19 protein-coding genes are annotated in these 19,123 nt (G+C 42.1%); 12 read left to right on the forward strand and 7 right to left on the reverse strand.

Annotation, left to right across the window (positions count from 1 at the left end; genetic code table 11):
* Positions 1-2 precede the first annotated feature (2 nt).
* From dut to QLH32_RS15540, 9 genes are all read left to right on the forward strand, one after another.
* Positions 3-455: a dUTP diphosphatase gene (gene dut, locus QLH32_RS15500; protein WP_283266942.1), complete on the forward strand. Its 453-nt coding sequence runs from the start codon at positions 3-5 to the stop codon at positions 453-455.
* 151 nt (positions 456-606) lie between these two features.
* Positions 607-2,025: a phosphomannomutase/phosphoglucomutase gene (locus QLH32_RS15505; RefSeq protein WP_283266943.1), complete on the forward strand. Its 1,419-nt coding sequence runs from the start codon at positions 607-609 to the stop codon at positions 2,023-2,025.
* 14 nt (positions 2,026-2,039) lie between these two features.
* Positions 2,040-2,939 carry an acetylglutamate kinase gene (gene argB / locus QLH32_RS15510; protein WP_004682793.1) on the forward strand — a complete coding sequence of 300 codons (900 nt, stop codon included), beginning with the start codon at positions 2,040-2,042 and terminating at the stop codon, positions 2,937-2,939.
* Between the two features lie 123 nt (positions 2,940-3,062).
* Positions 3,063-3,839 carry a GNAT family N-acetyltransferase gene (locus QLH32_RS15515; RefSeq protein WP_279961241.1) on the forward strand — a complete coding sequence of 259 codons (777 nt, stop codon included), beginning with the start codon at positions 3,063-3,065 and terminating at the stop codon, positions 3,837-3,839.
* Between the two features lie 98 nt (positions 3,840-3,937).
* The gene (locus tag QLH32_RS15520; RefSeq protein WP_283266946.1) at positions 3,938-4,786 is read left to right on the forward strand and encodes a class II glutamine amidotransferase; all 849 of its coding nucleotides are present in this window, start codon (positions 3,938-3,940) and stop codon (positions 4,784-4,786) included.
* A 2-nt stretch (positions 4,787-4,788) separates the two neighbouring features.
* A complete protein-coding gene (locus QLH32_RS15525) occupies positions 4,789-5,205 on the forward strand; it encodes a zinc ABC transporter substrate-binding protein (RefSeq protein WP_283266947.1) in 417 nt (138 codons plus the stop codon).
* A gap of 249 nt (positions 5,206-5,454) precedes the next feature.
* The gene (locus QLH32_RS15530; RefSeq protein WP_267980240.1) at positions 5,455-5,910 is read left to right on the forward strand and encodes a bacteriohemerythrin; all 456 of its coding nucleotides are present in this window, start codon (positions 5,455-5,457) and stop codon (positions 5,908-5,910) included.
* A gap of 249 nt (positions 5,911-6,159) precedes the next feature.
* Positions 6,160-7,242, forward strand: coding sequence for a hypothetical protein (locus QLH32_RS15535; RefSeq protein WP_283266949.1), 1,083 nt, complete (start codon positions 6,160-6,162; stop codon positions 7,240-7,242).
* Complete coding sequence (locus tag QLH32_RS15540; RefSeq protein WP_283266950.1) at positions 7,242-7,565, forward strand: RnfH family protein; 324 nt, start codon at positions 7,242-7,244, stop codon at positions 7,563-7,565. The genes QLH32_RS15535 and QLH32_RS15540 overlap by 1 nt, the downstream gene beginning before the upstream one ends.
* Positions 7,566-7,618: 53 nt before the next feature.
* On the opposite strand, the gene QLH32_RS15545 is transcribed toward QLH32_RS15540, so the two are convergent.
* Complete coding sequence (locus tag QLH32_RS15545) at positions 7,619-8,017, reverse strand: outer membrane protein assembly factor BamE (protein WP_004676608.1); 399 nt, start codon at positions 8,015-8,017, stop codon at positions 7,619-7,621.
* Positions 8,018-8,128: 111 nt separating this feature from the next.
* Between QLH32_RS15545 and fur the strand changes: the two genes are divergently transcribed.
* Positions 8,129-8,566 (forward strand): ferric iron uptake transcriptional regulator, encoded by a 438-nt coding sequence (gene fur, locus QLH32_RS15550; protein WP_004682786.1) that lies wholly within the window; start codon positions 8,129-8,131, stop codon positions 8,564-8,566.
* A gap of 101 nt (positions 8,567-8,667) precedes the next feature.
* On the opposite strand, the gene QLH32_RS15555 is transcribed toward fur, so the two are convergent.
* Positions 8,668-9,786, reverse strand: coding sequence for a PilT/PilU family type 4a pilus ATPase (locus QLH32_RS15555; RefSeq protein WP_279959583.1), 1,119 nt, complete (start codon positions 9,784-9,786; stop codon positions 8,668-8,670).
* A gap of 25 nt (positions 9,787-9,811) precedes the next feature.
* Positions 9,812-10,849: a type IV pilus twitching motility protein PilT gene (locus QLH32_RS15560; RefSeq protein WP_267980244.1), complete on the reverse strand. Its 1,038-nt coding sequence runs from the start codon at positions 10,847-10,849 to the stop codon at positions 9,812-9,814.
* Between the two features lie 126 nt (positions 10,850-10,975).
* On the opposite strand from QLH32_RS15560, the gene QLH32_RS15565 reads away from it, so the two are divergent.
* Positions 10,976-11,662, forward strand: coding sequence for a YggS family pyridoxal phosphate-dependent enzyme (locus tag QLH32_RS15565; RefSeq protein WP_283266951.1), 687 nt, complete (start codon positions 10,976-10,978; stop codon positions 11,660-11,662).
* Here QLH32_RS15565 and QLH32_RS15570 read toward each other — a convergent pair.
* From QLH32_RS15570 to QLH32_RS15580, 3 genes are all read right to left on the reverse strand, one after another.
* Positions 11,659-12,450, reverse strand: coding sequence for a transglutaminase-like domain-containing protein (locus tag QLH32_RS15570; protein ID WP_283266952.1), 792 nt, complete (start codon positions 12,448-12,450; stop codon positions 11,659-11,661). The genes QLH32_RS15565 and QLH32_RS15570 overlap by 4 nt on opposite strands.
* Positions 12,451-12,555: 105 nt before the next feature.
* Complete coding sequence (locus QLH32_RS15575; RefSeq protein WP_283266954.1) at positions 12,556-16,152, reverse strand: AAA family ATPase; 3,597 nt, start codon at positions 16,150-16,152, stop codon at positions 12,556-12,558.
* Between the two features lie 9 nt (positions 16,153-16,161).
* A complete protein-coding gene (locus tag QLH32_RS15580) occupies positions 16,162-17,412 on the reverse strand; it encodes an exonuclease SbcCD subunit D C-terminal domain-containing protein (protein WP_432442288.1) in 1,251 nt (416 codons plus the stop codon).
* 166 nt (positions 17,413-17,578) lie between these two features.
* Between QLH32_RS15580 and QLH32_RS15585 the strand changes: the two genes are divergently transcribed.
* On the forward strand, positions 17,579-18,361 hold the full coding sequence (locus QLH32_RS15585) for a crotonase/enoyl-CoA hydratase family protein (RefSeq protein WP_283266955.1): 783 nt from the start codon (positions 17,579-17,581) through the stop codon (positions 18,359-18,361).
* A gap of 59 nt (positions 18,362-18,420) precedes the next feature.
* Here QLH32_RS15585 and QLH32_RS15590 read toward each other — a convergent pair whose 3' ends face one another.
* Positions 18,421-19,074 (reverse strand): hypothetical protein, encoded by a 654-nt coding sequence (locus tag QLH32_RS15590; RefSeq protein WP_283266956.1) that lies wholly within the window; start codon positions 19,072-19,074, stop codon positions 18,421-18,423.
* Positions 19,075-19,123 lie beyond the last annotated feature (49 nt).

Raw genomic sequence — 19,123 nt, forward strand, 5'->3', positions numbered from 1 at the left:
TCATGAAAGTTCAGGTTAAAGTATTAGATGCCCGTTTAGGTCAGGAGTGGGCGATGCCTGCTTATGCAACTACAGGTTCAGCAGGTTTAGATTTACGCGCCTGTTTAGATAAAGCGATTGAGATTGCGGCGGGTGAAACGGTTTTAGTCAAAACTGGTCTGGCCATTTATATTGAAGATCCAAACTTTGCGGGCTTGATCTTGCCACGTTCGGGTTTGGGCCATAAGCATGGCATTGTATTGGGCAATTTAGTGGGTTTAATTGATTCGGATTACCAAGGTGAGTTGATGATTTCTGTATGGAATCGTGGACAAAACACTTTCTGTTTGGAACCAGGTGAACGTTTGGCACAATATGTTTTAGTGCCTGTGGTACAGGCAGAATTTGAACAAGTTGAAGAATTTGTTGCAACCGAACGCGGTGCAGGTGGTTTTGGGCATACAGGTAAAAACTAAGTTTACGATTTACTGTAATATTAAAACAATATTTCGATGAGTCATGTATATTCTAGATAGAAATGAATAAAGGTAATGAAAGTAACGATTAAACCTTTTAATCGTTACTTTTTTTATAATGTATGTTTTTGACTATTAAGAGGAGTTTTATGTGAATATACAACAAATATTTCCTCTGAATATTTTTCGTGCCTACGATATTCGTGGAAAGTTGTCTCATCTGACACCGAATATTATATGTTCCATTGCCCATGCTTTAGCCCAACACTATAAATATGCTGAGCAGAATCAAATTGTGATTGGCTATGACGCACGTTTAACCAGCCCAAGCTATGCTAATATCATTCAAAAAGTATTAGAACAACAAGGCTTGAACGTGACCAATATCGGTTGCTGTTCATCGCCGATGATGTACTACATTGCCCGTGATTTTGGTGGGAATGGCATTATGGTGACTGCCAGCCATAATCCCAAATCGGATAATGGCATCAAGTGGATTTTAAAGGGTGAACCACCAAGTCCAGAAACCATTCAACAGGTGGGGCAGTTGGCCCAAGTCTCTTTATCCATGAATGCTGATATTCATGTAGAGACTGTTTCTCACCAGTTTAACCCGCAATATTGTCTACAATATCAGCAGTCGCTACTGAATGATATTCAGTTGCTGCGCCCCTTGAAAATTGTTCTGGATAGTTTACATGGTTCAGCAGGACACTGCGCCAAACAAGTCTTGCAGACATTGGGCTGTGAAGTCATTGCATTGCGTTGTGAGGCGAATGGCCATTTCCCAGACCATGCACCCGATCCATCCCATGCTGCCCATTTGCAGCAATTACAGGCCACGATTATTGCTGAAAAAGCGGATATGGGCATTGCCCTTGATGGGGATGGTGATCGGGTGGTATTGCTGGATGAACAGGCACATATTATTAGTCCTGACCGCCTCATCTCTTTATTTGCGCAAATGTGCTTACAACAACATCCGCATAAAGAAATCGTATTTGATGTGAAATGCTCTCGGATGGTTGCTGATACGGTGGGGCAACTTGATGGTCAGGCCAAAATGATCCGTACGGGCAGCAGTTTCCTGCGTGCCTATTTGTCCAAATCGCAAGGTACAGCAGTATTTGGTGGTGAATATGCAGGCCACTATGTATTTAATGATGGACGTGGCTTTGGCTACGATGATGGTTTGTATGCCGCATTACGAGTGATGGAATACCTCACCCAGTCCAATGCTAAGAGTCTGTCTGAATTACTCAGTATTTACCCTGAACGATATTGTACCGAAGATACCTATATCAGTACGCATGAGGTCAATCCTAAACAGGTTTTGGATGACATTGAGCTTCTAAGCCATCATTTAGGCGCACGTTTAAGTAAAATTGATGGGGTAAGGCTTGATTTTGACGATGGTTTTGGCATTATTCGAGCATCCAACACAGGTGAATACTTCACTGTCCGCTTTGATGCAGATCATCCAGATCGGTTAACTGAGATTCGCCAGAAATTTGTTTCTATGCTGCAACATCAATATCCACAAATTGCACAAGAACTTGCACAGGCTTAATAAGGAGAGGGCGCATGCCACACGAGCATATCGGCATTGATAAAGCAAAAATTTTGATTGAAGCTTTGCCGTATATTCAGCGTTTTGCAGGAAAAACGCTGGTGGTCAAATATGGTGGCAATGCCATGACTGATCCAGAGCTGGAAAGTTCGTTTGCTCGTGATATCGTGTTGTTGAAAACAGTGGGTCTAAATCCAATTGTGGTCCATGGTGGTGGTCCACAGGTCGATTCATTGTTGAAGCGTCTTGGGCAGGAATCTGACCGTATTGATGGGATGCGTGTGACTGATGCTGCCACTATGGAAGTGGTTGAAATGGTTTTGGGTGGTAGTGTCAATAAATCCATTGTCAACCTGATTAACCAGCATGGTGGCCGTGCCATTGGTTTAACAGGTAAAGATGGCAACTTGCTGCGTGCCCGTAAATTATTGATGGAAAAACAGGAAGCCGACGGTTCAGTCACTCAAATTGATTTGGGTATGGTGGGTGAAGTCACAGGTGTTAAAACAGATGTACTGGAAATGTTTACCCAAGGTGACTTTATTCCAGTGATTGCGCCTTTGGGCGTGGATGAAGAGGGCAATACCTATAACATCAATGCAGACTTGGTTGCGGGGAAAGTTGCTGAAGCCTTGGGTGCTGAAAAACTGATTCTCTTGACCAATATCACAGGCGTATTGGATGAGAATAAAAACCTGTTGACTGGACTGAGTACGCAGGAAGTTGACCGTCTGATTGAGACTGGCGTGATTTATGGGGGTATGATTCCTAAAGTGGGTTGTGCGCTGGATGCAGTGAAAGGTGGAGTGGTTAGCGCACACATTGTTGATGGCCGTGTGCCACATGCAACATTACTGGAAATCTTTACCGATCATGGCGTTGGAACATTGATTACCAATCGAGCAAAACACTAGGATTTTGCAAATAAAAAGAGGCCTCATGCAGGTCTCTTTTTTCGTCATCATCTGTTCATGTTTTATTCATTGAAGTGTCATTGAAGCGATTTAAGGTAACTCTAGTCATAAGGAGCTTTCATTATGCTAGAAAAATTAAATCAGTATCGTCATACACTGACTTCACCTTTACGCCAGAAACCATCGCAAAACCAGTTTCGTTTTGAGTGGGTGGATAACCTAAAAGAATTACAACAAGTACAACGCTTTAGGGCAGCACAGTTTAGCCATCAGTTTGGACTGTCCTTTGAGGATGGTCTGGATCAGGACCTTTATGATTTTGGTTGTGAGCATGCGGTATTACGTGAAAAATGGACAGGTGAAATTGTTGCCTATACTCGCCTCAAGTTGTTTCAGGGGCATGAAATTGGGCAGAGCTACAGCGCTCAGGAATTTGAAATCATCCCTCATTTATCCCATTTACCAAACGTTTTGGAAATTGGTCGTACCTGTGTACATCCACAGTTTCGATCTGGCAAGGCATTATCCATGCTGTGGCTGAATCTTGCCCCTAAAGTGCTTTGGTCGATGCGTGCCAAATATCTCATGGGCTGTGTCAGTATTCATCTGGAGGATAATCTGGCACGTGCCTATTATACTCATCGCCAGCTTCAGCAATTGACGGATCATCAAAGCATTGACATTCGTTCCAAGCGTGCCTTTGAACCAGAACGTCCTGACTACAGTTTTCCGCAGGATGAAAAGATGCCTAAGCTATTTCAAACCTATTTGGGCATGCAGTCCAGACTATCCAAACAGGCCTTTTATGATGAGGATTTTAAATGTCTGGATTATTTTGTATTTCTGGAAGTGAACAAGATCGCCACCTCATTTGTGATGAATAAAATGGCGCAACGGTAGGGATTATCACACTTGATTTAATAGTGCGCACATATTCAGATTTACAAGGCATCTGAACCTCATGCACAATAGGCATAGATGTTAGCAAGTTAAAAGATATGTGCCAGCTATTAGGAATGAATTGCGCCACCCCCACAGACATTACTTTTTCTTTTCGTGGTTTTTCCCAACGAGCTGGTGTCACGTCTGATCACTGTGATGGTTTTGGGATTGCTTTTTTTGAAGATAAAGCCTGCCGCCTATTTGTCGATAATCAATCTGCGGTTGAATCGCCAATTGCGGATTTAATTCGCAACTATCCGATTAAGTCCCGCAATGTGATTGCGCATATCCGTAAGGCCACTCAGGGTAAAATCACCTTGGAAAATTCACATCCGTTTTTACGTGAATTATGGGGCAGGCACTGGATTTTTGCGCATAATGGCGATTTACATGATTTTAATCCCCAACTCAGTGGTCGTTTTGAACCTGTGGGCAATACCGATAGTGAGCGTGCATTCTGTTACTTGCTGGATCAAATGGTTGAAACATTTGGCTATACCGAGCCTTGTATCGAAAAAGTCTTTTTCCTGTTAGAACGTATTGCGCCACAGATTGCTGAATTTGGTACGTTCAATTTCTGCCTGTCCAATGGCAAGGCACTGTTTAGCTATGCAACCACTAAGCTACATTGGCTGGTACGTGAATATCCATTTCAGCATGCCCACCTGATTGATCTGGATGTCGAGGTTGATTTTAGTGAGGTGACCACACCAGAAGACCGTGTGGCTGTGATTACCACTGAACCTTTAACGCATAATGAAGCCTGGAAAGCGTATCAGCCTGGAGAAATGATCTTGTTTGAACATGGTCATCCGATTAAACATGCCTTAACGCAGGTCGAGCGTCTTATTCGGGAAGCTGAAAATCCAGCATTAAAGCGCATAACTAAGGCAGACCAATATTAGGGATGGATAAAAAAGAACTTGTTGCCGCGTTAAGAAATTTAAATTTACCCCTAGATCAATTTATTGTGGTTGGTGGAGGTGTGCTTACTGTTCATGGGATTCGTGAAACCGAGGACATTGATATTGTGGTAACTCCAGATTTATTTACAATCTTAAGGCAGAGCTGGACTTTGAAAACACGCCCGAATGGTAAACCTGGATTACATAAAGGATGTGTAGAAGCTTATTTGGATGTAAATTGTGAAACATTTGAAAAAACAACAGAATGGCTATTATTTCATTCAGATATTGTAGAGGGTATTCATTTTATAGATTTAAAAACACTTGCTGGTTTTAAAGCAGGTTATGGGCGTGAAAAGGATATTTCTGATTTAAAGTTGATAGTACAATACATTGGAAACCTGAATATTGGGTTTTAATACTAAAGTATAATTTAAAATAATAAAAATTATTTTTATTTCAATAAAATAATGCGGTTAATTTTCTCGTTGGTTAAAAAATACTTGAGTGTTTTGATCGGTCATAATATTAAATTAAATAGAAAACAATAGGTTAATTATTTTTGAGTGAAAATGTTTAAAATCTGACAAAAATGCTGTGTTTTTATTTAAAAAAATTGTCGATATGATGTTTTTATTCACTAAATAACGTTGGTTTTCAGGTGGGGTGTGGGGATGAAGTGGTCTGTCGAATATAATACTGGAATAGACGTCATTGATGATCAGCATCGTCGTATTCTGGATTATATTAATGAAATTGCTGATTTAAAATATGCCAGTGATCGGGTAAAGATGAAAGGGATTCTGGATAATATTATTGATTATACCCAGTCACATTTTATCTTTGAGGAAAGCTTGCAGGAAGAGGCAAACTATAAATACCGTATACCACACAAGCGCGTACATGACTTATTTATCAAGAAAATAGAGTCCTATCGAGAGCGTTTTGAGTTGGGGCATGACATTGACCAGGAACTGCATGAAGTTCTGTCAAAATGGCTGATTAACCATATTCGCCATGATGATGCGGATTATGTGGGTGCAGTCAAAGAAAATATGATGGGTATCATTAGGGAAAATGAAAAGAAAAAGGGGAAAAACTGGTTCTCCCGTTTCTTCTCATAATAATAAGACAATAAAAAAAGATCCCTTATGATAAGAAATAATAAGATGAGTAGACATGATAAATAAGGGATCGAACGAGTAAAATAATAAATGGTGCGCGGCAAATCATCTGAATGGGTGATTTGCTTTTTTCTTTCGGCATCTTTTGTTTTGATTTTCAAGCTTGAGAAAGGCAAAATAGATTGAATATTTCATTGTAAGCTCCATAAAGAGCTGCAATGAGTTCAAGGATTTTTCAAGGAATGCATTATGCAGGACACCGCTCTGTCACGCTGGCTGGCTCCAGTGATGGCGTTTTGCTTATCTTTTGTCATGATTACCACATTGGCCCCTACCGTTGGTATCCAGATTGATCGTCAATTTGACTTCTGGCTGTTGTGGTTGGGCACCATGTTTGTGTTGGCATTACCCATTGGCTATCTTGAAATTGCTTTAGCAAAGCGTTCACAGACCACAGCATTACAGGCACTTTCCAGCTTAACACGTGATGCGGATGCCTCACCTAGATGGCGTCTGGTTGGCTGGTTGGCTGTGGTTTTTGTTCCTTTTTTTACAGGTAGTGTTTTAACCACAGCAACGCATGTGGTAGGTCTGCAACTTGCAGCTGATATGTCCAGCCAAATTATTTTTGCGGTTTTGGCAATCATCGCTGTTGGCCTGTCCTTTATTCCACGTTTATTCTTAATTGCACTGACAGCAATTGGTGTGATTAGCGCATTTATCCTTGCCAATGTAATGGGAACCCAGCTACAGGCATGGCACTGGACGGGTGTCGAGTTTAGGGAATGGGGCAATGCAACTGTTTTGGCTCTGGTGGCCAGTGGTTTAGGCTTGGGTCTATATTGGCAGAGCAGCCTATCTACAATTAAAAAGCAGGAAAATGCAACTTCAGCCACATTACCGATCTGGATAGCCCAGTTATTTGCCGTGATTGCTTTTGGATTCTTTTCAATTCAGGCCCAGTTTCCAGCTCTAGCCTGGGTGTTTGCTGCAATCATGTCAGCCGCGTTATTGATTCAATTGGCGAAAGAACAGTTGGCACAACGTCAACTTGTGGTCATTGTGCAGTGGGTGATTATTGTTGCCGCTATTGCAGTTTGGATCATACCTCAGGTTGAGCAAATCTTTAATGTTTTACTGATGTTATGGGGACTGGTAATTTGCCTGATCTATGCCATTTTTGCAGGCTGGATCATGAAGATTAGCCATCTGCGTAAAGCCATGAATTTTAGCAATGAACTGTTTTATAACCTGTGGCGTATTGCCGTGCGTCTGGTGTTGCCCCTTTCCATTGTGGTTGCGATGGTGGCCGTTATTGGGCAAAGTCTATAATGGAACAGTGCAAACAAGTCTGGGTTGCCTTTGCCAGCCCTGAGCAGCAATTTCATATCGCCGTTGCCTTTATTGATGGCATGACTGCATTGCAGGCAATCCAGAACAGTGGCTTGGCTGATCAGGTCTGTTTACCTGAACCTTTGCAGTTGGGAGTTTTTGGTTCAAGAATTGAGGCTGAAACAATATTGCAGGCGGGGGACCGTGTTGAGGTCTATCGGGCTTTAACCATTAATCCCAAGGATATTCGACGTAAGCGAGCTGCAAAGAATCCAGTTGGTCGATTTGTAAAGGGTAATCGTTTTAGGCCATCACAGTCATAAATAAAACCCCTCACGAATGCTTCGATGAGGGGTTTTATTTTATGGGAAAGCGGTTATAGTGGGGGCGCAGTCAAAATGGCTTCTTTTGATGCTGGTAAACCAGGTTGTGATTCAGGGATGGTATCCAGGCCCTCAATACGTTGTACATTACCATTTTCGTCAAAGTAAACTTTTAAATGTTGACCATGGGCTGCTGGTATTTTTGCTTTTTTTGCATAGGTACCTGGTATATAGTTGTAAATGTAGTCCCAGCGCTGTGGATTTAAAGGATCTGTCACAGTTGGACTACCCAGCAAGAAACGGACTTGCTGAAAGCTCATGCCGACCTGTACTTGAGATGCCTGTGCCTTGGTTAAGGGTGTTCCCTGTGGAATATCAACTTTATAAACACCAAAGACTGAACAACCGCTAAGTACTGAAGTGACGAACAACGCCAGCATGATTTTTTGCATTTTGCTACACTATCCTGATAAATGATGATGCATTTGATTCAAGGATAGATCATACTGCATCTAAACTCTATTGCCTATTCCAACTTAAGATTTGTTGAGAGACCTTTTTTCATGCCTATTTCCAACCAAGACTTACGTAAAGCTGGACTTAAAGTCACCCTTCCTCGTATTAAGATTTTGGAATTATTAGAAAATTCAAAGCAACACCATTTAAGTGCGGAAGATATTTATAAAACACTGCTAGAGCAAGGTGAAGATGTTGGCCTAGCAACAGTTTACCGTGTGTTAACACAATTTGAAGCTGCTGGAATCATTCAGCGTCACCATTTTGAAAACAATCACTCTGTTTTTGAAATTATGCAGGAAGATCACCACGACCACCTGGTATGCTTGAACTGCAACAAAGTCGTTGAATTTACGAATGATGTGATTGAAAAAGAACAACATTCAGTTGCAGATCAGCATGGTTTTGCCTTAACTGGCCATTCGCTGAATTTGTATGGTTATTGTAGTGATGCTGAATGTCAGGAAGCTTTTCGTAAGAAATAAGTGTTCAAGCTTGTAAAGTTTCTTCAATTAACCAAAATTGAACAAATAAAAAAGAGAAAGTTGTGAGCAACTTTCTCTTTTTTAATGGATTAAAAAATCGCTTATTGACCATCAAAGGTAATATTTTTGCTGGCACTGAGTAATTGGTCTGCACCTTCTTCTGAAAGTTTGATGGTGAGACGTAAATCGTTTGGCGAGTCTGCATGTTTAAGTGCATCTTTGTAGGTGATTTCACCTGCCTTATAAAGGTCAAATAAGGCTTGGTCAAAGGTCTGCATACCGAGTTCGCGTGAACGCTTCATGACATCTTTAATCTCATGAATTTCGCCCTTACGAATATAATCTGCCAATAATGGTGTATTGATCAAAATTTCAATGGCAGCACGGCGTGAATTACCGTCAGGGGTTGGAATAAGTTGTTGTGCGACCATTGCTCTCATATTCAGCGACAAGTCCATATAAAGCTGGCTATGGCGATCTGCCTCAAAGAAGTGAATGATACGGTCCAGTGCCTGGTTGGCGTTGTTGGCATGTAGGGTGGCTAATACCAAGTGACCTGTTTCCGCAAAGGCAATGGCATAGTCCATGGTTTCACGGGAACGAATCTCACCAATCAGGATGACATCAGGTGCCTGACGTAAGGTATTCTTCAATGCGATTTCAAATGAGTCAGTATCAATACCCACTTCGCGCTGGGTGATGATACAGCCCGCATGTTGGTGTACAAATTCAATTGGGTCCTCGATGGTAATGATGTGACCTTTTGAATTGTGGTTGCGATAGCTAATCATGGAGGCCAAAGAGGTGGATTTACCTGTACCTGTTGCACCCACAAAGATAATGATGCCACGCTTGGTCATGGCAAGTTCTTTGAGCACTTCTGGTAGTTTCAGGTCTTCCATGCTTGGAATATGCGTTTCAATTTTACGCAGGATCATCCCAGGCATATCACGTTGTTGAAATGCGCTGACACGGAAGCGTGCTGTTTTTTCACGGTTGGTGATGGCAAAGTTACATTCACGTGTATCGGCAAATTCTTTACGTTGCTTGTCAGTCATCACTGAGTTGATCAGTTGACCGACAATTTCACCCGATAACTTCGTTTTGGCAACAGGCACAATTTGCCCGTTAATTTTCATCGACGGTTCAACATCTGCGGTGACAAACAAGTCCGATGCATTTTGTTGAATCATCAGATTAAGTAAATCATTAAAATCCATGCTATTTCTCTAATTCATTTTATTCTTATAGGAATGATTCTGGCTGTTTTGCTGCGGTACGGGCAGTTTGAGTATTGATAATACCCTTGGATACAAGTGTTTTCAGACTTTGATCCAGTGTGGTCATACCATAGTTTGCACCTGTCTGAATTGCAGAGTACATTTGGGCAACCTTGTTCTCACGGACAAGGTTACGAATTGCAGGAATACCAATCATGATCTCGTGCGCTGCAACACGACCGCCACCATTCTTTTTCAAGAGTGTTTGTGAAATTACGGCTTGTAATGATTCTGACAACATGGCACGCACCATGTCTTTTTCTTCAGCAGGGAATACGTCAATCACACGGTCAATGGTTTTTGCCGCAGAGGTGGTATGTAGTGTACCAAACACCAAGTGACCCGTTTCCGCAGCAGTCAATGCCAGACGAATGGTTTCCAGGTCACGCATCTCACCAACCAGGATAATGTCAGGGTCTTCACGCAGTGCTGAACGCAGTGCTTCATTGAAGCCATGTGTATCACGGTGCACTTCACGCTGGTTGATCAGGCATTTTTTAGACTGGTGTACAAATTCGATTGGGTCTTCGACCGTTAAAATGTGGTCATAACGGTTTTCGTTAATATAGTCGATCATCGCAGCAAGTGTGGTTGACTTACCAGAACCTGTCGGTCCTGTTACCAGTACAATCCCGCGTGGATAATCACAGATTTCCTTGAAGATTGAACCAAGGCCAAGGTCTTCCATGGTCAAAACCTTTGATGGAATGGTACGGAACACCGCACCAGCACCACGGTTCTGGTTAAATGCGTTCACACGGAAACGGGCAATGTTGGGAACTTCAAATGAAAAGTCTGTTTCCAGCTTTTCTTCATAGTCACGACGTTGTTTATCGTTCATGATGTCATACACCAGACGGTGTACATCTTTATGCTCAAGTGCTGGCAAGTTGATTCGGCGAACTTCACCATCCACACGAATCATAGGAGGCATACCCGCTGAAAGGTGTAAATCCGAAGCACCGTTTTTGACTGAAAAGGCGAGTAGTTCTGTAATATCCATAATTTCCCCGAAACAAACCAAAATGTCTCATTATTTTGTAGAATAATATACGGCTTTCATTCAGGCTTACCAACACCCTGAGTCCTATCAATGTAAAAAAAGATTTTACAAGTGAGAACTGTGTCAATGAATCAATCGCAACAATCCCGCCAATCCGTATTAGATCAGATTCAACTGGCGTGTGAGCATGTTCAGCGTGATCCTGCATCAGTGCAATTGCTGGCTGTTTCAAAGACCCATCCCAGCCAAAGCCTGCGGAAAATGTATCAGGCTGGACAGCGTAGCTTTGGGGAAAACTATTTGCAGGAAGCGTTGACAAAAATTGATGAACTACAGGATTTAGAGATCGAATGGCATTTTATTGGTCATGTACAGCGCAATAAAACCAAACATTTGGCAGAAAAGTTTGATTGGGTGCATGGCGTGGACCGCCTGATTATTGCTGAACGTTTATCCATTCAGCGTCTGGAAAGTCGAAAGCCTTTAAATATCTGTATTCAGGTAAATATTGATGGGCAAGACAGCAAGGATGGCTGCCAGCCTGATGAGGTTGCTGAATTGGTTCAACATATCAGTCAGCTTCCAAACATACGTTTACGTGGGCTAATGGTGATTCCAGCACCAGAGAATAGTGCCGCATTTGCTGATGCAAAAACCTTGTTTGAGCAGGTTAGGTCACAACATGCACGGCCTCAAGATTGGGATACCTTGAGTATGGGAATGTCAGGTGATCTGGACGCTGCCATTGCGGCAGGTTCAACCATGGTCAGAGTCGGGACAGCGCTGTTTGGTGCACGGGATTATCATCATTAGAGCTTGGTAATTTGGGGGTATATTTTGATCAGTTCGGCTGTTCCAAATAAAGAGGCAAAGGGCACATCTTTAGCATCCAAACCTGTACCAACCCTCACAAACTCATCAATCGTTCCCATATTCGTTGCATCAAACAGTATCCATTGTTGACCCAGATAAACTTCAAAAATGGCATGGAAATCAGGTAGTGCCTTGTAAAAAGGCATATAGCCAAACACAAAACGAGCTGGAATATTCAAGGCACGGCAAATGGCAATACCTAAATGGGCAAAGTCACGACATACTCCAGCCCGATTGATGAGAATATCTTTTGCAGAGGTTGTGTTGTTGGACGATCCAGATTCATAGTTAATATTGTTGTAAATCCAGTCACAAATGGCCTGTACCCGTTGATAGCCTGTAGGGGAATTGCCAAAGGTACGGATAGCCATATTGACCAAAAGATCAGATTCACAAAAACGGCTGGGTGCAAGATAAAATAAGCTTTCAGCAGGAAGTTGAGCAATAGTATTTTCAACGGCATCAAGAGGGCGTTGAGGAATGTTGGTTTCAACATGGGCGCTATAATGTAGGCGCACACGACTGTTTTCCGCTGCTGAAATGCGTATTAATCGGTTGGAAGACTGATCCCGTTCAAAATGTTGTATGTTCAATTGAGCTGGTGTAATGGAAACATGCTCTGCAAGCGTATGTTGCCATTCATGTTGGGCTGCTTCGACTTGGAAAATAAACTCAGTGGCTTGAGAGACTGAATATTCAAGTAGGCAATCAATATGGAATTTTGACATAGTTAAATTCTAAAGTAATGAGCGAATCGTAACAGGTTAAGCTAAGCAAACAAAATGCCAAGTTGGATTTGCCAGTTTTTAAATGAAGCGTTGGGCTACTGCATATTAACCTACCACTTCAATCCGACTTGAACCAGAACCCATCGGCTGCACCTGAATCTGTACAGGAATTCGTTCATGCATTTCCTGAATATGTGAAATTAAAATCACTTTACGGCCTTGGCTTTGTAGCTGATCCAAGGCATTCATTACCATGTGCAAGGACGAGGCATCCAGCGTACCAAAACCTTCATCAATAAACAGTGACTCGATTTTCATGGAACCCGAAGCCATATTGGCAATCGCCAAAGAAATTGCAAGGGCAGTGAGGAAAGACTCACCACCAGACAGTGAAGCCACTGAACGGGTTTCACCATCCATATCATGATCGATAATCGCCAGACTGAGCGAGTTTTCCAAGCGCTTTAATGTGTAACGTTGCGATAACATCGCTAATTGCTGATTGGCATATTCCAGCAAAATATCCAGATTATATTGTTGGGCCAAATCACGGAAATCTTTACCTTTAGAATCACCAATCAAGCTCGAAATCTTATTCCAGCGATGTTCCTGCTGTTGCACCTGTTGAATTTGATCGGCAAACTGTTTTTGTTTGGCAAGGTTTTGCTGATGCAATTCAAGCTGAACTTTATATTGATCGCGTTGTTCAAGTTGCTGTTGTAGTTTGTCCTGATTTAATTGAATCATTTCGGTCAGTTGTTCATGTTGGATCTCAGGCTGTTGTTGCTGATGCTCATTGAATAGCTGTTGTGCGGTTTTAAGCGCATAGGCGGCCTCATTCAAGACACGATCCGCATTTTGTAGCGTTAAGCGAATTTGCTGTTCCTGCGTTGAAGAAATGACTAGCAATTGACTGAGTTGCTGTTCTTCAAAATGCACGTGCTGCGTCAACCATACACTGATTTGTGTTGAACATTGCGTGAATGCATGCTGATTGTGCTGGTGCTGTGCTTTGAGTTGCTCTAGTTCATTTTTTTGTTGCTCAAAGTTTTGTCGTGCCTGTTCGAAATTCTGTTTCACCTGCTGATATTGATGCTGCACTTGCTGACGTTGTTGATCATGTTGATGCAACCATTCATTGGCTTTCAATTCAGTTGAACCAGCCATTGCCAGAATGAGTTGATTGGCAGCCTCACTATTTTGTTGACCTTTTTTCGCAATTTCCTGCAATTGCTGATTTAGCTCAGTATGTTGCGTGCTTAAACTATTCAGATTTGATATTAATAAATTGAGTTGTTGTGTGCTGTGCTGTTGTTGTTTGCTGAGTCCATCCGCATGATCAAGCTGTTGCAGGCGTTGTTTTAAACGCTGCACAATCTGTTGTGCTTGGCTAAGTGGTTGTTCCAGCCAAAGTGTTTTCTCACGACTTTCCAGACAATCTACAATATGCTGAATCTGTCGCTGTAATTGCTGTACAGTTTCCAGTTGATAGGCCGTGTTCTGGATAGACTGGTTTAAATTAAACTGCTGTTTACTGGCCTGAGTGAGTTGTTGTAATTCCTGATCAATCTGTTGTTTTGTTTGTGTAGATTGAGCGCTTAAGTGATGTAATGCTGTCTCAAGCGCGTGTTGAGCTAAATTAAAATCGAGTTGAATATGACTTTGAGTCAAATACTGCTGTAATTCTTGTTTTTGAGTATTTAATTTTTCCTGAGTTTGTTGCAAGGCTGTTTGGCGCTGTTTTTGCTCAGATTGAAGTTGGGTAAATTGTTGCTGCGCTGTTTGCCAAGTTTGGAAGCATTGCTGTTCTTGCTGAATGGCTTGTTGTTCTTGCTGCTGTTGTAGTTCATACAATGCTTTCGAAACTGGACTTTCATCCTCGCGATAGGGGTGTTCTGTGCTGCCACATACTACACAGGCTTCGCCATGTTTGAGTTCAGCACGCAAATGTTCAATATTTTCAGCGTGTAATAAGCGTTGCTGCTGCAAGATATATTGCAATTTTTCACGTTCAGTTTTTGCCGATTGATAATCTTCCTCAGCTTTTTTGGTATTTTGTTCATGTTGTTGATCGTGTTGCTGTATCGTATTGAGTTGATGCTTTAGGTTTTCAACTTCATTCTTTAATGCAAAATAATGCTGTAATTTTTGTTGGATTACATCCAGTTGATTCAATTGAGTCAACACTTGCTCTTTCTGCGCCTGTTTCTGCTCAAGGGTGCTATCAATCTGCTGCGTTGTACCAAACTGCGTGATTAATTGCTCAAGTTGGCTTTTATCTTGCTCAAGTTTGCTTTGAGCCTGTTGAATATTCCCCAGCGTATTTTCAACTTTTTGATAGTGTTGAATAAACTGCTCTAGTTGCTGCACATGGGCATGCAGTCCCTTATCTAAAGCTGAAAAGTGGGCATTTTGCTGTAATTGCTCAAGACAGGATGTCTGTTGTGTACCTATATTCTGGAGATGTTGCTCAAGCTGTTGCTGCTGTTGTAGCAAAGGTTGTTGCTGATTTTCGATGTGTGTGAGTCGAGCTTTGGTTTTTTTATAATCCTCGGCAATATAGTCACGTTCCTGAACGTATTTACGAACCTCACTCAACTCCTCTTGATGTTGCATCTCAAAATTTTGGAACTGTTGCAGCGCTGTTTCTGCTTGTGTATAGCGGACTTTTTCCTGCTCGAACTCTGTGGTTAAGCGACTAAAATGTTGCTGTTTTTGTTGAAGCTGTGGCTCAAGTTGTTGCAGTGTTTTTTGGATTTGCTGCTGTTGAAAAACAACAGGACGAATCTCGGAAAAGATTTCCAATTGTGCAAGCAACTGACGATCTGTTGCGAGTGCAGTATGGGCATTGAGTTGCGTTTCATGCTGTCGCTTTTTGAAAGTAATTTCACTTTCGAGCTTGTGTTGCTGTTCAAACCACTGCTGCTGTTGCTTGAGTTGTGTTCGCTTGGTTTCAAGCTGCTGGACCTGTTGTTGTGTCTGTTGAAATTGAGTTTGTAAGGCAGCAACTTCTTCATCGGAACGAATTTCAATATGACCTAAGACATTTTCCAGTTGTTTGCGCTGGTTGGTTATTTCACGGGTTTTTTCAAACGCCAGTTGACCAATTTTGGCGAAGATACTGGAGTTGGTCAGGTATTCCAGCAATTCGCCGCGTTCAGTATCACGCGCCTTTAAAAATGCGGTCACTTCCGATTGTGCCAGTAAAACGGCACGAGTGAATTGTTCAAAACTAAGTTGGGTAATTTGCTGGATATGGCTTTCGACGGCTTTGGTTTTGTCTGCCACCACCACACCGTCTGTGAGACATTTAAGCGAGCGCTGCACACTTTGCAGTTTCCCACTGGCATTTTCACGGGCACGTTTAATTTCCCAACGCGCCTGATAATGTTTTTGGTCTTGTGCCACAAAACATAGTTCAGCAAAGCCGTGTCCTGTACCACGACGTAAAACGGTCAGGGGAGAGTTGGTCAGCAGCTCAGAACCATCCACATCCAGAAGCTTGCCATCACTTTCCTTAAGACGGGGAATTTTATTAAACAGGGCCAGACACATGGCATCTAAAATGGTGGATTTACCTGCACCTGTTTTCCCGACAATCGCGATCAAGCCTGCATTGGCCAAAGGATCGCACTCAAAATCAATAAAGTGCTCACCCGCAAGAGATGCCAGATTTTTTAGTCGAATCGATAAAATTTTCATGGCATGTCCTTAAGAACTTTGATCATCTTCTAGTTTTTTCTGTGCTTCATTCACCAGACTTAAGAAATCTTTGGTGACTTCATCATCGGCGTGATAACCCTTTTTCTCCCAGATCTGCTGGAATAATTTTTCTGGTGTCGGTGGCTCTAGGCTAATGGTCTGCTTATTTTCAGCATTATTTTCATTAGATAAATATTGTCTGGAAATACGCACCAGACGATAGCGATCCTTTGGCAAGGCATCTTCAAATTGTTGGCGCAAATTTGGCTGCGGGGGAATTGCGGTATGATATTCGATATCGACATATTCACGATGGTCAATATTTTCGATGGGGTCACTTGGTAGCTTTTTAAGCTGCTGCATGACCGCTGTGAGTTCATCTTTAATTTTATGCAGTTGGATACTTCGCGGGATGGCCAATGCTTCAAAATCCAGCTTATTTTCTGGTTTGGTCGAGTCAATCGTGACTTCAACCACTTGGTGCTTATAGTTGATTTCACTAAATGATAGCGGAATTGGAGAGCCACTATAACGAATATGATCTTGCCCAACTTTCTGTGGTTTATGCAGATGTCCGAGCGCAACATAATCGATACTGTCATCAAACAGGCTGGTAGAAAGTGCCTCTTCATTGCCAATAATAATCGGTCGCTCTGAATCCGAGGTTTCCCCACCTTGCATATGCGCATGTGACATCAGAATCAAGGCCTGATCATCGGTTTTACGACGTTTGGCTTCTTCGATTAATTGTTGGTGTAGATAAGCAATGGCGTTTTGGCTATTGGTAGTGTGTTCATTAAAGCCTGTGATTTCGGCGGAACGCAAGAATGGCAGAGCAATACACCACGCGACAATCTGTTTTTGCTCATCATAAATGGGCAGAATTAAACGTTCCAAATCCAGCGTATTATCTTCATTCCAGCGAATTACCCCAACCGTTTTGGCATTATATTTCGCTAATAATGGCTCAACCTGTTCAATTCTGTAGCCTGAATCGTGATTGCCCGCGATCATCAGGGTTTGCATGTGCGGTGCAAGTTCATGTGTATCGGCAAGGAATTGATACAGTTGTTTTTGTGCCTGCGAACTGGGGTTGATCACATCAAAAATATCGCCTGCGATCAGTAAGGCATGCGGCTGTTTCTGTTTGATTTGCTCAAGTAACCATGCCAGAAATTGTTCATGTTCATAATGGCGGGAATGATTATAAAAGAATTGCCCCAAATGCCAGTCAGAAGTATGAAAAAAACGCACGGTCATGAAATAGAAAATCCCTATTTTTGTATGGGAATAAGGTAGCATGTATTTAAATGGAAAGGAGGGCTTTGCTGAGCAGAAAAAGCCATACATAGTGCAGCTTGATCATTTTTAAGCGATCCTCTAATTTAGAATCGAAGTTATTATTAAAAAATGAGGAAATACAAAAATGAGTTCAGGAAAAGTAAGCCGTGAAATGATGGGTCATGTGATGTTGATTGGCTTGGATCGGGTCGCAAAACGAAATGCCTTTGATAGTCATATGATTGAGGATTTATCTCTGGCCTTAACCGAATATGAGAACAATCCTGAATTACGTTGCGCCGTGATTTTTGCACATGGTGATCATTTCACGGCAGGTCTGGACCTGGTTGAATTACAACCAAAAATTCCACAGGGCATTTTTAATTTTGAGGAAAGCCAAATTAATCCCTGGGGTGTTGGTGGTCGGCACAGAACCAAGCCAGTGGTGGTGGCTGTGCAAGGGATCTGTTATACCGCAGGGATGGAGTTGATGCTGAATGCCGATGTGGTGATTGCCAGTGAAAACACGGTATTTGGTCAGCTTGAAGTGCTACGCGGGATTATGCCTTTTGGAGGCGCAACAGTACGTTTTGTGCAAGCCGCAGGTTGGCAAAAGGCCATGCCGTATTTGTTAACAGGTAAGACCTTTAATAGCAAAACGGCTGATCAACTGAATCTTGTGTCTGAGATTGTTGAGAATGGCAAACAATTGCAACGTGCCATCGAAATTGCCAAAGAAATTTGTATTGCTGCACCGCTTGCTGTACAGGCCTTATTGGCTTCGGCAACCGATGCGGTGACACAGGGACAGACTTTTGCATTCCAGAACATGGACAGTTATCTCAAACCACTGTTTGTATCAGAAGATGCACAAGAGGGAGTACGTGCCATGCTGGAGAGACGTTTGCCACAGTTTAAAGGGCAATAAAAAACCAGAATTGACAATTCATGCCATGAGGGAGTGTCGGTGAATAATTTTAAATCGGTTTATCTTCGTTCAGGTTTATATTGTGACTGGATTTTTTTGAGAGCATGGAACAGGTAGAAATGTCGTTCCTGAGAAAGCCCTAGACCGAAACGGATGGGTTGAGCCGCATCAATAAAGATTTGCCCTTGCTGTTTGTTGGATGAGTTGGCGACATAATTCTCACGGATTCTGGTCACTTCATGCCATTGGAAAGATTTGGATTTTCCTATTTTTCCAATGCCTGTAAAAACACGTCCTCCTTGACGGTCAATGCTTAGTTCCACTTTGCCGAATGTCATCATGAGGGTAATGAATCCAAAAAATAATGTGCCAAGCAGAAATGGAATCCCAAATAGGCTTTGTAAAAGGCTGAACTGCTGCTTTGCGATTTGAGTACCATAAATACCACCCAATGACCCACCTGACCAAATCAGCATAAATGGCACAAGAAAGAACGCGATTGGACTTCTTAGTGTTGCCCCAAGCTTAATTTCCTGCATATTGTTTTTGTACCATGCGCCTTTAGGGGGCTGGTTCAGGTCGAATGCAAATGCAGGCGTGTCGAAATGTTCTGAAACACGAAACAGGTGGTTGCATGCCTGACATTTACCCATATCGCTTTGAATATTGATATTGTCGTTTGCCACTTCCATTTGACAGTTTGGACATTTCATTTTTTAAAACTTAACTATTTTAATTTTATGAGATTTTAGTATAGCACTG

The sequence above is a fragment of the Acinetobacter corruptisaponis genome, from assembly GCF_030053775.1.
Lineage (GTDB): Bacteria > Pseudomonadota > Gammaproteobacteria > Pseudomonadales > Moraxellaceae > Acinetobacter > Acinetobacter corruptisaponis.